Annotated in this window: 16 protein-coding genes; 5 read left to right on the top strand and 11 right to left on the bottom strand. The window is 62.7% G+C overall.

The window, feature by feature from the left end; translation table 11 throughout:
- Positions 1-29: 29 nt before the first annotated feature.
- The 3 genes from NDN01_RS04765 to panB form a co-directional block, all read right to left on the bottom strand.
- Entirely contained in the window at positions 30-1,355 is a 1,326-nt protein-coding gene (locus tag NDN01_RS04765) for an outer membrane protein assembly factor BamB family protein (RefSeq protein WP_272626222.1), read from the bottom strand.
- Positions 1,352-2,053 carry a tetratricopeptide repeat protein gene (locus NDN01_RS04760; RefSeq protein WP_272626221.1) on the bottom strand — a complete coding sequence of 234 codons (702 nt, stop codon included), beginning with the start codon at positions 2,051-2,053 and terminating at the stop codon, positions 1,352-1,354. Before NDN01_RS04760 ends, NDN01_RS04765 begins: the two co-directional genes overlap by 4 nt.
- Positions 2,054-2,121: 68 nt before the next feature.
- Positions 2,122-2,982 carry a 3-methyl-2-oxobutanoate hydroxymethyltransferase gene (gene panB / locus NDN01_RS04755; protein ID WP_272626220.1) on the bottom strand — a complete coding sequence of 287 codons (861 nt, stop codon included), beginning with the start codon at positions 2,980-2,982 and terminating at the stop codon, positions 2,122-2,124.
- Positions 2,983-3,117: 135 nt separating this feature from the next.
- Here panB and NDN01_RS04750 point away from each other — a divergent pair, with 135 nt between their 5' ends.
- Together NDN01_RS04750 and NDN01_RS04745 are read left to right on the top strand one after the other, a co-directional pair.
- Positions 3,118-3,582, top strand: coding sequence for a hypothetical protein (locus NDN01_RS04750; protein WP_272626219.1), 465 nt, complete (start codon positions 3,118-3,120; stop codon positions 3,580-3,582).
- A gap of 83 nt (positions 3,583-3,665) precedes the next feature.
- On the top strand, positions 3,666-3,878 hold the full coding sequence (locus tag NDN01_RS04745; RefSeq protein WP_272626218.1) for a helix-turn-helix transcriptional regulator: 213 nt from the start codon (positions 3,666-3,668) through the stop codon (positions 3,876-3,878).
- 25 nt (positions 3,879-3,903) lie between these two features.
- On the opposite strand, the gene NDN01_RS04740 is transcribed toward NDN01_RS04745, so the two are convergent.
- The 5 genes from NDN01_RS04740 to NDN01_RS04720 all read right to left on the bottom strand — a co-directional run bounded on the left by NDN01_RS04740 (position 3,904) and on the right by NDN01_RS04720 (position 7,268).
- A complete protein-coding gene (locus tag NDN01_RS04740; protein ID WP_272626217.1) occupies positions 3,904-4,344 on the bottom strand; it encodes a hypothetical protein in 441 nt (146 codons plus the stop codon).
- 146 nt (positions 4,345-4,490) lie between these two features.
- Positions 4,491-4,772: a DUF427 domain-containing protein gene (locus NDN01_RS04735; RefSeq protein ID WP_272626216.1), complete on the bottom strand. Its 282-nt coding sequence runs from the start codon at positions 4,770-4,772 to the stop codon at positions 4,491-4,493.
- 14 nt (positions 4,773-4,786) lie between these two features.
- Positions 4,787-5,137 (bottom strand): ArsC family reductase, encoded by a 351-nt coding sequence (locus NDN01_RS04730; protein WP_272626215.1) that lies wholly within the window; start codon positions 5,135-5,137, stop codon positions 4,787-4,789.
- A gap of 5 nt (positions 5,138-5,142) precedes the next feature.
- Entirely contained in the window at positions 5,143-5,574 is a 432-nt protein-coding gene (locus NDN01_RS04725) for a GNAT family acetyltransferase (protein WP_272626214.1), read from the bottom strand.
- Between the two features lie 104 nt (positions 5,575-5,678).
- Positions 5,679-7,268, bottom strand: a complete 1,590-nt coding sequence (locus tag NDN01_RS04720) for a S10 family peptidase (protein ID WP_272628027.1) — start codon at positions 7,266-7,268, stop codon at positions 5,679-5,681.
- Positions 7,269-7,632: 364 nt separating this feature from the next.
- Here NDN01_RS04720 and NDN01_RS04715 point away from each other — a divergent pair, with 364 nt between their 5' ends.
- Positions 7,633-8,853, top strand: a complete 1,221-nt coding sequence (locus NDN01_RS04715; RefSeq protein WP_272626213.1) for an NAD(P)/FAD-dependent oxidoreductase — start codon at positions 7,633-7,635, stop codon at positions 8,851-8,853.
- A gap of 91 nt (positions 8,854-8,944) precedes the next feature.
- On the opposite strand, the gene NDN01_RS04710 is transcribed toward NDN01_RS04715, so the two are convergent.
- From NDN01_RS04710 to NDN01_RS04700, 3 genes are all read right to left on the bottom strand, one after another.
- Complete coding sequence (locus NDN01_RS04710; RefSeq protein ID WP_272626212.1) at positions 8,945-9,427, bottom strand: SRPBCC family protein; 483 nt, start codon at positions 9,425-9,427, stop codon at positions 8,945-8,947.
- Positions 9,424-9,753, bottom strand: a complete 330-nt coding sequence (locus NDN01_RS04705) for an ArsR/SmtB family transcription factor (RefSeq protein WP_272626211.1) — start codon at positions 9,751-9,753, stop codon at positions 9,424-9,426. Before NDN01_RS04705 ends, NDN01_RS04710 begins: the two co-directional genes overlap by 4 nt.
- A 146-nt stretch (positions 9,754-9,899) precedes the next feature.
- Complete coding sequence (locus tag NDN01_RS04700) at positions 9,900-11,189, bottom strand: Xaa-Pro dipeptidase (RefSeq protein WP_272628026.1); 1,290 nt, start codon at positions 11,187-11,189, stop codon at positions 9,900-9,902.
- 370 nt (positions 11,190-11,559) lie between these two features.
- Between NDN01_RS04700 and NDN01_RS04695 the strand changes: the two genes are divergently transcribed.
- Positions 11,560-13,044 (top strand): FAD-dependent oxidoreductase, encoded by a 1,485-nt coding sequence (locus NDN01_RS04695; RefSeq protein WP_272626210.1) that lies wholly within the window; start codon positions 11,560-11,562, stop codon positions 13,042-13,044.
- A gap of 221 nt (positions 13,045-13,265) precedes the next feature.
- Positions 13,266-13,628: a PqqD family protein gene (locus NDN01_RS04690; RefSeq protein ID WP_272626209.1), complete on the top strand. Its 363-nt coding sequence runs from the start codon at positions 13,266-13,268 to the stop codon at positions 13,626-13,628.

Below are 13,628 nucleotides of genomic sequence, written 5' to 3'. Positions count from 1 at the left end.
GTGCCGGGGCGACGAAGCAGGCGTCGCGATCAGCGATAAGCCGAGATCCGGCCCTTCTGATCGAGCACATACAGGGTGGAATTGGCCACGACCGGCGGCAGGTTATAGGCCTTGCCCCCTTCGATCACCGTTCCGACTTCGCCGCTGTCGGGCGACGCGGAGACGATCTCGCCGCGCGAGTTGGTCAGGATCAGGCGGTTGCCCGCGAGCACCGGGCCATACCAGGTGATCGGGTTCTTTTTCTTCTTCTCGCTGCCAAAATGGCGGAGCTGCTGGATCCAGCGCACCTTGCCGGTCGCGCGGGCAAGGCAGACGAGCCGGGCGTCGTCAGTGACCAGGAACAACCATTCGCCCGCGACCCAGGGGGTCGAGATGCCGGCGAAATTCTGTTCCCAGATACGCTGGCCGGAGACGATCTCAAGCGCGACGGTGCGGCCACCCTGCCCTACCGCGAAGACGAGGCCGCGATCGATGACCGGCGACGCATCGATATCGGCAAGCGACGACACCGAGGTCGAGATGCTTGAGCGCGACAGCGCGTCCTGCCACAGCGTGCGGCCATTCTCGTAGCGATAGGCGTTGAGCTCGCCCGAGGAGAAGCCGGCAATGACCGTACCCTGCCCTACTGCCGGCGCCGCGACACCGAACACACCCTGCGTCTCGAGCGAGCCCGACTGGGTCCAGGCGACGGAGCCATTGGCCTTGGACAGCGCGAACAGCTGATTGTCCTGGGTCAGCACATAAAGGTTGTCATTGTCGATCGTCGGGGAGCCGCGCAGCGGGCCACCCGGCTTGACGCGCCAGACTTCAGCACCGGTCTTCGCATCGAGCGCCACCACGTCACCCAGGCCGTCGGTCGCATAGACCTTGCCATTGTCGTAGCTGACGCCGCCGCCAAAACGAGCGCTGCGGGTCTTCTTCTCGTTCTTGGAGATGTTGGTCGTCCAGACCTGCGAGCCAGTGTCAGCGGTGAAGGCATGGACATTGGCGTCCACGTCCATCGCGTAGAGCCGGCCATCGGCGATCACCGGTGCCGCGCCGAGCCGCTGGCGGTTGGAGCCCCCATCGACCGAGGCGGTCCATGCCCGAGTCAGCGTGGCGCCCAGCGCGAGCTGTCCCATCGACTTGTCGGCGCTGCCACCGGGTTGCGCCCAGTTTTCATTGACTTCGGGTGCGGGCAGCAGGACCTGGACGTCTGCCAGCGACTTGTCGGACGTCACTTCGCTCTCGGACATGAGGATCGGCACGCGATCACCCAACACCGGCGTCTTCTTGCCGCCGCCCTTGAATATCCCGCAGCCGCTGAGCGCGAGGAGCGCGGCGCACGCCAGCACCGCTCGGTTCTTGTACATCATTGCGCTTTCTTTTCCTCAACCGGGCCGACCGCGTCGATGCCCATGGTGCCAGCGATCTGAACCGCGCGTTGACGGATCGTGTCGGGGACCGTCTCGTCCCGGGCGATCTGCCCGAAAAGCGGCGCCGCGAGATCGGGCTTGTTCATTTGAAGATAGGCGGCGCCGACGAGCTCGCCCGCGCTGCCGAACCAGGGATTGCCCTTCACCGCCAGCGGCCGCAGCCGGTTGACGACGACATCGGGCTTGAGCGTATCGAACTCGGCGGCGGTCTGGCGGATCAATGCCAGATCGCGCAGCGGCTGACCGACCGAGCTGTCCCCCGCGACCGCGGCGAACTTGGCGGCGGCGGCCTTCAGATCTTCCTTCTGCAGCAGCAGGTCCGCCTGAGTGAACAGCGCCAGCGCGCGATATCCCCCGACACTCGAGCCGGCGAGTTCGACCAGGCCCTTCTCAGCGCTGCCAACCTTCTGCGCGGCCAGTTCGTCATAGACGACCTGAAGCTTCTCGCCCTGCTCGCCAGCGACCTGCGCGCTATGATATTCCCAATAGAGGAAACCGCCAAACGCGGCGAGGCCGGCGACGATCGCGACGATCAGCCAGCGCCCGTAACGCGTCCACATGCTCGCGAGCTGATCGCGGCGAAGCTCCTCGTCCACCTCACGCAGAAATGCTTCGTCGGTATTCGGCTTAACGGCCAAGGGATGCTCCATGGGGCGAAGGCTGGAAAGGGGCGGACCTTAGCGATGGCCGCGTACAAACGGAAGGATCAATCCTTGGGTGCGTAAGTCTGCTCCGGACCCGGAAAGCTGCGGGATCTGACGTCAGCGGCATAGGTTTCAACCGCGGCGGAAATGCGGCCGGACAAGTCGTCGAAGCGCTTCACGAAACGCGCCGTGCGCTCGAACATGCCGAGCATGTCCTCAGCCACCAGCACCTGCCCGTCGCACAGCGCCGAAGCCCCGATGCCGATGGTCGGGCACGCCACCTTCCGCGTGATCTCGATCGCGATCGGTTCGACCACGCCCTCGATCACGATGGAGAAGGCGCCCGCATCGGCGATCGCGACCGCATCGGCCACGATCTTCGCCGCTTCCTCAGGCGTGCGACCACGCGCACCATAGCCGCCGAGCACGTTCACCGCCTGGGGCGTGAGGCCGACATGCCCCATCACCGGGACGCCACGCTCGACCAGGAAGCGGACCGTCGGCGCCATCGCCTCGCCGCCTTCCATCTTCACGCCGGCAGCGCCGGTTTGCTTGAGCAGCCAGGCGGCGTTTTCGAACGCCTTTTCAGGGGATGCCTCATAGCTGCCGAACGGCATGTCGATGATGACAACCGAATGATAGCTGCCGCGCACCACCGCCGCGCCGTGCGCCGCCATCATGTCCAGCGTGACGGGTACCGTCGACGGCAAACCATAGACGACCTGGCCAAGGCTGTCCCCGACCAGCAGCAGGTCGCAATGCGGATCGAGCAACTGCGCGGTGCGCACCGTATAGGCGGTGAGCATCACCAGCGGCGTGCCGTCCTTGGCCTTGCGCAAGGCCGGGATGGTGAGCCGCTTCATCGGAGCCGGCGTCGGATTCGCGCGGCTGGTCGAGGTATCGATCGTGAAGGTCGTGGACATGCGCCGCTGTTAGCGCCGCAACATCGGGGAAGCCAGCCACCGCATATGCCCGCGCCAGCGCAATGTTTGCCCAGTTTGACTCAATGTAAAATATTCTATACATTATGTTACATTGATTTGACGCTGGAGGATCTGATGGCGTTTCGGGAAAGGATGATGTGGGGATCGGTCATGGCGACGGTCGTGATCTGGGGCTGGTATTTCCGGGGATTCGTACGGGCGATCGAAGGACCGAGCTTCAACGTCGGCACGGAGTTGGGTAATTTCATCCTCGCGGTGATCGCGCTGACCGTGGTCCAGATCGTGGTGGCAATCATATTGTCGATCATGTCCCCGAAAGAGGCCGGCGCGCCGGCGGACGACCGGGACCGGGAATTCGCGCTGCTGGCCTATCGACCTGCCTTCATCACGCTGAGCGCGCTGGTGGCGACCCTTACCGTGGTCGCGCCGCTGACCATTGCCACCGCCCCGGCCTGGCTGGCCGGCAAGCCGGACACGCTGGTACCGATCGTGATCAGCAACGTGCTGCTGCTGGCGCTCGTGCTCGCCGAACTGGTGCGTGCCGGCACCTTGCTGTTTCTCTATCGCCGGGGGAGTTGAGATGACGAGGCAATCGAGCATGAACGGCGCGGGCGTGATGCCGCAGCACGGCACCGTCAACCTTGCCCGTCGCCAGGACCGGCATGGCTAGCACCCCGATCGGCAACCATATCCGCACCCTGCGCTTCATGGCGGGGGAGATGACCCAGGCCAATCTCGGCGCGCGCATCGGGATGACGCGACAAACGATCGCCGCGATCGAGGCCGGGAAATATTCCCCGTCGCTCGAGGCAGCGTTCCGTATCGCCCGGGTGTTCGGCAAGCCGCTCGAAGAGGTGTTCCAGTGGGAGGAGTGACATCCCTCCCACCCAACATTGGCCTTCAGGGGCGCAGATATTCCCGCTTCTTCGCGAACCCGGCGAACCAGATCGAGAAGACACCGATCACGATGATCAGGATCGGGAAGGGCAACACCATGCCTGCCCCCTTGTGCGCGATGATATCGGTGGCGGCGAAGAGATAGCCGAACTGGATGACCGTCGCGACCAGCGAGACGATGAAAAGAATCCCGACTGCGCGCGATCGGGTCAGCAGGCCGATCGCGCCGAGCAGACCCGTGATGACCGCGAGGGCGAAAAGATAATTATACCAGCCGGGCAGGCTTGCGTAGAGCGCGACATCATATTCAGTCGCTGGTCCCATCGCTTCGGGACCGTGGATGAACTGCATATAGCAGAAATAGCAGCCGATCGCATTCCACAGCGCGAGTATGCCGCCAACGACATAGTACCAAACAGGTGGCTGTTCGCCGTCTTCTGTCATGACCTGCTCCCCTCCATTGGTGAGGCGGAGATAGTGCGCCTTTTATGCTGGAAGGGCAATATTTTGAACTGAATCGGACCTAGTTGAGAGGCGTCCGGAAAGCTTCGCAATCATTCGCGAGAAAGGTCAAGCGAGCGAATATTTCCCTATTCGACCGACACGCCCTTCCAGAACGCAAACCGCCCCCTGATCTCGGCCGCAGCGGGCAAGGGATCGGGATAGAACCAGACTGCGTCCGGATTGCGCTTTCCACCGACGACGATCGACTTGTAGCTCGCCTCTCCCTTCCATGGACAACGAGTATGCGATGCGCTTGCCTCGAGCAGCGCTCCATTGACGCTTTCCGGCGGGAAATAGTGATTGCCCTCGACCACCACCGTATCATCGGATTCGGCGATGACCGCCCCGTTCCAGCGCGCGGTCGGCATGATCGGTCCTCCTGCTATCCAAGCCCTGCCATATCATAGGTGTCCGGCTTGAACCCGACCAGCAGCTTGCTGCCAGTATCAAGCACCGGGCGTTTGATCATCGACGGATTGGCCAGCATCAGCGCGATCGCCTTGTCTTCCCCGATATCCGTCTTGTCAGCGTCGGAGAGCGCGCGGAAAGTGGTCCCGGCGCGGTTGAGCAGCACTTCCCAGCCCACCTGCCCTGCCCAGCGACGCACGGTTGCCTCGTCGATTCCAGCCTTTTTATAGTCGTGAAAATCATAGGCGACGCCGTGCGCGTCAAGCCAGGTCCAGGCCTTCTTCATCGTGTCGCAATTCTTGATGCCGTAGAGCGTCGCCGCCATTGCCTTCAATCCTTCAGAAATTTGCCGAGCGTCACGACCTTTTGCCGTTCGAGCCCGAGCGCTTCGTAAAAACCGAGCGCGGCGTGATTGTCGTCGCGCACCATGAGCTGGATCTTGGCAGCGCCGCGAGCACGGAGCCAGACCTCCGCCGAATTCATCAAAATACGCCCCAGACCGCTCCGGCGATGATCGGGCACCACCGCCAGATAATAGACCCAGCCGCGATGTCCGTCGAAACCCACCATGACCGAACCGGCAAGGACCCGTTCCTGCTCCACCACCAGGACCGTCGAGGTCGGCCCGGCGATCGCCCGGGCGAAATCCGCCTGCGGGTCGTTCCATGGGCGGGTAAGGCCACAGGCTTGCCAAAGCGCGATGATCGCGGGCGCGTCCGGGGAGATCGCTTCGCGCAGGGTGAGTTCGAGGCGTTCCGACATGATCGCGCTGTCGCTCAGCCGGGAACGTCGCGCAAGCTTTCAAGGGATGCCGGACGGCGGGGTGATACGCTGCAAAGCCAGCGCATCACCCCGCCGCCACGGGTTCAATTCGCCACCGGACTCGTTTCCGCCGCGCTGTTCGTTGGCGGAACGGGCGGGGTTGCGGAGCGGGCGTCACTGACCGCCTCGTCGTACCAGCGCGACAGATCGATCTTCATCTGGCGCAACGCAGCCGGGTTCAGATAGGTCATGTGACCGGCGGGATAATAAGTGAATTGCAGGTTCGCCTGCTGCGACCTTTCAAGCATCATGTGCCCCAGGTCGTTTTCGGTCCCGAAAAATGGCGTCGCCATGTCGTAATAGCCGTTCATCGACAGCACCTTGAGGTACGGATTGCTCCGCATCGCAGCACCCAGGTCAACGGCGGTGTTGGGGTTGTTCTGGCCCTGGCCACGGCCGGGGCCCTCATGCTTCCAGTTCCAGGTGAAACCAGCCGCATCGCGCGCGGAGAGGCGATAGGGCAAGTCGGTCTTGTAGCCGAGCGTGGTCGAGAGATAATCGTGGAACGAGGCGATGTACGCACCCGAGATCGCGTCGGACGACGCGTCAGTCTCCGGCCGCTCGCCCGCCGCATCGGTGTCGATGCCGGTGTAACGCGAGTCGAACCGGCCAACCGTCCGCGCCTCCCCGCGCAGCAATTCCTTCTGGAACCGAGCCAGGTCGATCCGAAGGTTCGCCCGCTTGATGAATTCGGGAGACAGGCCGATCAACTGGCTCATCTGATCGGCGACCTGATCGCGCTCGGCATCCGGGATCGACTGCCCCTTGGCAAGCGCGGACATATAGGGTCCCGTGGCAAAGGCCCGCGCCCGTGCAACGATCGTGGCGACGTCGGCAGGCCGGTTCTGCAGCCGGTTATGATACCAGGCGGTCGCTGCATAGCTGGGCAGGTAGTTGAGATAGACCTGGTCGAGCCCCGGCTGGCGATAGCCATAGTTCATGATCGACGACAGCAGCACGACGCCGTTCAACGCCATGCCGCGATCCTGCAGTTGATAGGCGAGCGCGCCCGACCGCAACGTCCCATAGCTTTCACCGAGCAGGAACTTCGGGCTCATCCAGCGCCCATATTTGGTAACGTAGCGAATGATGCCCTTGGCGAAGGCATCGACGTCCTCGTCGACACCGTAGAATTGAGCGGGCTTCATATCACCCAGCGGGCGCGAATAGCCGGTGCCGATCGCATCGAGAAAAACGAGATCGGTCTTGTCGAGCAGCGAATCCGGATTGGGGCCGACGTCATAGGGCGCAGGCCGGATGAATTCGGGATTGGTCGTACGAAGACGGATCGGCGCGAACGACCCCATGCGAAGCCAGAAGGAGGGGCTGCCCGGCCCACCATTGTAGAGGAAGGTGACCGGCCGTTTCGTCCCCGGCTTCACCCCATCGAGCGTATAGGCGGTGTAGAACATCGAGGCAGTCGGCTTCCCCTCGATATCGCGGATCGTGAGCGTGCCGGCCGAGGCGGTATAAGCGTAGCGACGCCCGTCGATGGTGACGGCGTCGCGATGAGTCGTCTCTGTTTCGGCGATGGGCGCATTGGCCCAGGCGGCCTCCGCCTCGTTCTTCATCTTGTCGGCATTGGATGTGGCTGCACTCTTGTCGCGCGCGGGACTGTCCTGCGCGGCGCTCATGGCAGGAGCGAGGATGACGCCGGCGGCAAGAACAAGCGCGAGAGGCTTATTGGTCACGAAGAACTCCCATGTTGTGCGAATGACGACATTTCTTCCCGGTTAAATCGCGTGATGCAATCCCCGGATCGATAAAATCCACGTCGGATCGAACCTGTGGCTGATCGCGCGCGACTCTTCCGATTTCGCCGAAACGAACGCCACCCGAATTGGCGGGCCGCGTTTTTGATGATGGGTACACGGAGCCAATTAAGCCTCCCGGTAGTTCGCACTCTTGGACTTCGCGATCCGGTGATCGCGCTATCTCCGCCGATACCGTGCCACCGCCTCCCCCGCTACCTGACGATACGACTTTTCGGAGACATATGTGGACCTGACCGAACGCCGGGATCTTCGTGGTGGCCATCCATGCTGGGTGGCGATCGATGATAACACTCTCACTTCCGATCCGATTCCTTCGGATAGCGTCGACATCGCGATTGTCGGCGCGGGTGTGATGGGGGCGATGCTGGGGGAACGATTGTCAGGCGAGGGCCGTCGCGTGCTGCTGCTCGACCGCCGACCTCCCGCCCATGGCAGCACGGCCGCCTCCACAGCACTGGTGATGTGGGCAGCCGATGTCCCCCTGACCCGGTTGGCCGGGACGATCGGCATGGCGGAAGCCGCACGACGCTGGCGGCGCGTGTTCGCGGCGGTGGAGAGGCTGGCAGCACGTATAGACGATGCAGAGATCGAATGCGGGCGGATCGACCGACCCGAATTATATCTGGCTGGAACGTTGCTCGATGAGCAGGCACTCCGGGCAGAAGCTGAGGCGCGGCGGGCTGCGGGCTTGCCATCCGACTATCTCGATGCCGCGACCGTGGCTGGGCGGTTCGATATCGCCCCCCGCGCCGCGCTGCTCTCGGCCGGAAGCTATGAGGTCGATCCGGTGCGGCTGACGCTCGGCCTACTCGCCAAGGCGCGAGCGCGTGGCGCCGCGGCCTGTTTTCCATTCGACGTGGCGCGCATCGAGCAAACAGGCGGCGGGTCAATGTTGCACGGCGCCGATGGGCGACGGATCGAGGCGAAAACCGTCATCCTCGCACCAGGATATGAGCGCGCCGTCTGGTTCCTGCCCGCCGCCTTCACCGTCGGATCGAGCTATGCGATCGCGACAGCGCCCGGGCGCGCACCGCTATGGCGGGAAAATGCGATGATCTGGGAAGCATCCTCGCCCTATCTCTACACACGAGCCACCGCAGACGGCCGGGTGATCGCCGGCGGCGAGGATGAGGATTTCGACGACGCCCGGCAGCGCGATGCGCTGATCGAAACCAAGCGCGGTACGATCAGCGCAAAGCTGGCGGCGATGATCGCGGTCGAGGACATCACGGTGGACTGCGCATGGGCGGCAGCGTTCGGATCATCGCCGGATGGGTTGCCGGCAATCGGTCGGGCGCGAAACCATGACAATCTCTGGCTGGCGAGCGGGTTCGGCGGAAACGGGGTGAGCTTCGCCGCGCTGGGAACCGAGCTGATCGCAGCGGCACTTTCCGGAGCGACCGATCCAGATGCGGAATGCTTCGATCCGTATCGGTTCAGCTAACCCTGCCCTCCGTCGGCGGCATCATGGTGAAGGTTGGAAGCGCGCGATCTTCTTTCCCGTCCAGCGGAAGCTGTCGGCCCGATCCGCCCTCTCACAAGTCCGCGTCGCCGGCGAGTTGAGCCATCGTCGGCACCACCTTCTTCCAGCCCTGGCTCATCGTAGAGAAGGCGCGCTCGTTCTTCGGTAGCTCGAAGCCCGAGTGAACCATGTGGACGCGGGCGCCGTCCCCAGCCGGGGTGAGCGTCCAGGTGACGATCGTGTCGAGTGGCGAGCCATAGCCCGCATTGCCCTCGTGCCCGCCCTTCCAGGCGAAGGCGAGGCGTTGATTCTCCACGACCTCGAGCACCTGACAATTGATCACGCCATCCCATTCGCCGGCAGGGGTGGTTTGGAAGGTAAAGCGGGTGCCCTCCACCGGCTCGAACCCGGTCGGCGCCATCAGCCAGCGGCCCATGGCGGTGCCGTCAGTCAGCGTTTTCCAGATCGTCTCGGGCGCGTGGGGAAAGACCTCGTCGACGACGATATCATAGGTTTCGACCCGGGATTCCGGAGCCTTCGGCACAACCTGATTCATGGATCGATTTCCTTCAGAAGAGAGCGGAGATCAGCGAAGCGGTCACGCCAGAAGACACCGTAATGGTCCATCCAGTCGACCAGCGGGGCAAGGCCATCGGGCCGGGCGCTGTAATAGACGTTGCGTCCCTCGGGACGCTCGGCGACGAGACCGGCCTGCCTGAGCGATTTCAGGTGCTGGGAAATGGCGCCCTGGGTGACGCCGCTGCCTTTGGTCAGGTCGGCAACGGTGATCTCCTTCGCATTGACGACACGTTCGAAGATGCCGCGCCGCGTCGGATCGGCGAGCGTGCGCATGACGGCGGTGATGGCGACGGCTTCGAGCATGGGCAAATCATTAGCCAAGACTAATACATTAGTCAATGCTAATGCGTTAGCCGCGACCCGCACACTCATACTGCCTGAGGAAGAGTGGATGCCGAGTCCGGTATGATTCATGGAGGCCCGCTTCGGAAAACACAGCGGATAAGGGGTTATCTGACCAGCTTGCCGCCCTTCATGACATGATCGACCTTTTCGAGAAGCGCGATATCAGCGAGCGGATCGCCCTTCACGGCGACCATGTCGGCATAATGGCCGGGCGAGACGGCACCGACGTCAGCTGACTTGCCCATCAACGCCGCGGCGCTGGTCGTCGCTGACTGGATTGCCTGCATCGGCGTCATGCCGAAACGGACCATGTAGCTGAACTGCCGCGCATTCATGCCGTGCGGATAGACCCCCGCATCGGTGCCATAGGCGATCTTCACGCCCGCCCGCACCGCCTTGCGGAACCCCTCGCGCTGGGCGTCGGTCGTTTCGATATTCTTGCGTAGGATCTCGGCGGACCATCCGTCGCGCCTGCCGACCTGGTCGATATAGTCGCCATTATAGATATCCATCACCAGCCAGACGCCCTTTGCTTTCGCCAGCGCGATACCCTCGTCGTCGATCAGCGAGGCGTGCTCGATCGAGCGCACACCGGCGCGGATCGCCAGCTTGATGCCCTCGGCCCCGTGCGCATGGGCGGTGGCATAGCTGCCGTTGCGCGCCGCCTCGGCGACGGCGGCATGCATCTCCTCCTCGGTCAGTTCGGGCGCACCGGGCTCTGTACCGGCGGCGAGCACGGCGCCGGTCGCGATCAGCTTCAGAAAATCGGCGCCATTCTGGAAAAGGCGACGCGCCTTGACCGTCATGTCGGCGGGGCCGGTGACCACGCCCATACGCATGATCGCGGGAACCTCGACATCGGGGGCCATGCCGGTGACCTCGCCGCCGCCGCCGGGGACGGTGAGATAAGCGCCGGCGACACTCATTCTCGGCCCTTCGACCAGCCCTCTGTCGATCGCGTTGCGCAGCGAAACGTCACCAAATGCGCGGAACGTGCCGACGTCGCGGACGCTGGTGAAGCCTGCCGCAAGCGTATCGCGTGCATGCTTCGCGCCGAGCAGCGCGATATCGGCCCCCGAATGCAGCAGGGGTTCGGCGACATTGGCCGACTGTTCCGAGTCGACGAGATGAGTGTGCATATCGATCAGGCCGGGCAGCACCGTGTAGCCGCTCCAGTCAGTTACCACCGCGCCCGCCGGCGGCGGTGCCCAAGGTGTCACGGCGGTTACGCGCCCGTCGTCGATACGGATCAGCCGGTCGGTGAGGACCAGACCCTTTTCGGTATCGACCAGCTTCCCGGCACGAACATAGAGGGTCTCGGCCGTGGCAGGAGCTATTGCCAGCGCGGCCGACGCCGCTATCCCCAAGATGCGCGCAATCAGCCTGGACCCCATCATTTCCTCCCGATCTTCATCGATCCGGTGCTTGTCCCCGGTTGTTGAACGATCGTCAAACAGGAATTCGAGGCCGGCGCCTGTTCCGTCGAGATTTGCCCGACGCCGTCCTGGTCAAGGGCAGCAGAAAGCGACGTGAGCATAACCGTGTTCCAGGACCGAACGATCGACGAACATTCAGCCCATCACGTCGCACTACCAGCCCTTGGCGCGCAGATAGAACTTCACCAAGACAAACATTCCCAATCCAAGGAACCAGTTCGGCTACAACTCCGTAAATACATCTCTCATTCGAAACGTTAAAAACGCTCTGAAAATCGACCAGCTTTGTACGCCACACTATCTTCACGATATCTTGGGGTGAGGTCATATGATCAGAGACGGCAGGGATATCTCCAACGGCACCGTAGTTTCGACTCAGGTGTGCATTATCGGATCAGGTCCGGCGGGGATCACCGCAGCGTGGCATCTGCAAAAGGCGGGACTGAAGGTTACCCTGATCGAGGGAAGCCGCGACTACCGCGCCGCCGGTGATAATTTCCAGGCAAGCTGGCCGGACAAGACCCTGCTCTACGAGGGTATATCGGATGGCCTGTTCACCTCCAACGAGCCCCAGTTCCTCATCCAGCCTTATTCAGGACAGACCAACAGCGCTTGGGAGCGCGAGCGCATCTATGGCGGCACCTCCGCGCATTGGGGCGGCCAGTCCCGGCCACTCGACCCGATCGATTTCGAGGCGCGTCCGGGCTTTCCCGGCTGGCCGATCAGCCGCTCTGACCTCGACTCCTATTATGCGAAAGCAGCCGCGTTCTGCGTGCTCCATGCCGATAATTTCAGCGCCGAATATTGGGCCGACATCCTGGGAGCGGAAGTTCCCGGCCTCGCCGGTTTCGATACCGAAATGTACCAGTTCATGGGCCAGAATTATCTGAATTTCTCAACCCGGACGTTCGACGGCATCACCATCGGGGAAAGCGCGGCCGACGTGATCCTGAACGCCAGCCTGCTCGATATCGACCATAGCCGGGGCGCTGTGCAGTCAGTTCGCGTGGCCAGTATGAACGTCCGGACAACCCCGCAAAAGGCGACCGAATTCACCATCAAGGCCGATGTCTTCGTGCTGGCATGCGGCGCGGTCGCCAACGCGCGCCAGCTCCTGCTCTCCAATGCCGGTAACGAGCATGACCAGGTCGGCCGCTATTTCATGTGCCACCCGCTCTCCGCCAACGGCGTCGTTTCTATCACGCAACCCTATCTCACCGCGGGCCAGACAAGGCTGATGAACGGCGACACCCTCTCCGGCGCGCGCCCGGTCAGGTGGCAGGACCAGAATGGGGTGACGGTGACGGGCCGATTCTCCCCCAGCGCCGACCAGCAACGGGCGCTGGGCATCGGCAGCTGCTGGTTCTGGGCCGGCGGCGGCCAATATTATTTCGAAATGGCCCCGAATCCCGACAGCCGCGTCAGGCTCGCCGATTCGCTCGACAAGGTCTTCGGGCAGCGACAGACTCGTATCACGTGGCAGCTCAGCCAAAGGGACGAGACGACCTACACCCAGTCGACCCAGTTGTTCAAAACCGCGGTCAACGCCCTGAACGGCGATGTCTATTATCCCTCATGGGAAAGCGTGAAGGGCCAGCTGGTCGTCAACGGTCACCATATCGGAACGACGCGCATGTCGGCCGACCCAACCCAGGGCGTGGTCGACGCTAACCTCAAGGTGCACTCGCTCGACAATCTCTATGTCGCAGGCTCCTCCGTCTTTCCATCGACCGGAATCTCCAATCCGACCTTCACGATCATCACGCTTTCGATCCGGCTGGCCGAGCACCTGCGCAGCAGGGTAGGCAAGTAGCGTTACCTGCCATCGGGCGCATAGCTATCCGGCCTTGCCCCGCCGACCTGCCCTACGCCACGCTCCCGTCAGCCAGTCGGGGCGACCATTGACAGCGCCTCATCGAATTGACTTTCGGCCCTTCGATTCGTAGGGAAGCGAACAGCTTTACAAGCAGTTCCGACCCCTTAAATATTGAAAGACCGCAGGTGCAATTCTGCCCAATCTCTATAGCGACCCATGTGGCCGGCAAGGTAATGGATGGGGAATTAGTCGTCATCAACCTGCAGAATGGACTCTATTATTCCTCCAATGAAGTGGGCGCCTTCATCTGGGAAGCCATTGCAGATGGAGATAATCTTGATTCGATCGTCAGAAACATTACCGCAAGCTGCGATGTATTGAGTGAAGATGTCGCCCAAGACGTCCGCACCTTCATTGCGCATCTGATCGAAATCGGCCTGCTGGAGCCAATCGGCGAGGCCACTCCGCCACGAAACCCGGTCGGGCGTGTACCTGGTTTCGCGACCTACGCACCGCCGAGCCTGCTCGCCTTCGACGACATGGAACAGGCCTTTGCCCTCGATCCGCCGCTGCGGGCCTGA

Source organism: Sphingomonas sp. QA11, from assembly GCF_028473665.1.
Taxonomy (GTDB): Bacteria; Pseudomonadota; Alphaproteobacteria; order Sphingomonadales; family Sphingomonadaceae; genus Sphingomonas; species Sphingomonas phytovorans.
Note: the sequence above shows the minus strand (reverse complement) of the source record. Positions and strands in the feature narration are given on the sequence as shown.

What these genes read in the sequence shown, in the direction of transcription:
- NDN01_RS04730 (WP_272626215.1), bottom strand. Translation starts at nt 5,137, where the DNA reads ATGGCGGCGACGCTCTACGGCATCAAGAATTGCGACACGATGAAGAAG.
- NDN01_RS04720 (WP_272628027.1), bottom strand. Translation starts at nt 7,268, where the DNA reads ATGAGCGCCGCGCAGGACAGTCCCGCGCGCGACAAGAGTGCAGCCACA.
- NDN01_RS04750 (WP_272626219.1), top strand. Translation starts at nt 3,118, where the DNA reads ATGGCGTTTCGGGAAAGGATGATGTGGGGATCGGTCATGGCGACGGTC.
- NDN01_RS04725 (WP_272626214.1), bottom strand. Translation starts at nt 5,574, where the DNA reads ATGTCGGAACGCCTCGAACTCACCCTGCGCGAAGCGATCTCCCCGGAC.
- NDN01_RS04700 (WP_272628026.1), bottom strand. Translation starts at nt 11,189, where the DNA reads ATGGGGTCCAGGCTGATTGCGCGCATCTTGGGGATAGCGGCGTCGGCC.
- NDN01_RS04705 (WP_272626211.1), bottom strand. Translation starts at nt 9,753, where the DNA reads ATGCTCGAAGCCGTCGCCATCACCGCCGTCATGCGCACGCTCGCCGAT.
- panB (WP_272626220.1), bottom strand. Translation starts at nt 2,982, where the DNA reads ATGTCCACGACCTTCACGATCGATACCTCGACCAGCCGCGCGAATCCG.
- NDN01_RS04710 (WP_272626212.1), bottom strand. Translation starts at nt 9,427, where the DNA reads ATGAATCAGGTTGTGCCGAAGGCTCCGGAATCCCGGGTCGAAACCTAT.
- NDN01_RS04745 (WP_272626218.1), top strand. Translation starts at nt 3,666, where the DNA reads ATGGCTAGCACCCCGATCGGCAACCATATCCGCACCCTGCGCTTCATG.
- NDN01_RS04765 (WP_272626222.1), bottom strand. Translation starts at nt 1,355, where the DNA reads ATGATGTACAAGAACCGAGCGGTGCTGGCGTGCGCCGCGCTCCTCGCG.
- NDN01_RS04735 (WP_272626216.1), bottom strand. Translation starts at nt 4,772, where the DNA reads ATGCCGACCGCGCGCTGGAACGGGGCGGTCATCGCCGAATCCGATGAT.
- NDN01_RS04695 (WP_272626210.1), top strand. Translation starts at nt 11,560, where the DNA reads ATGATCAGAGACGGCAGGGATATCTCCAACGGCACCGTAGTTTCGACT.
- NDN01_RS04740 (WP_272626217.1), bottom strand. Translation starts at nt 4,344, where the DNA reads ATGACAGAAGACGGCGAACAGCCACCTGTTTGGTACTATGTCGTTGGC.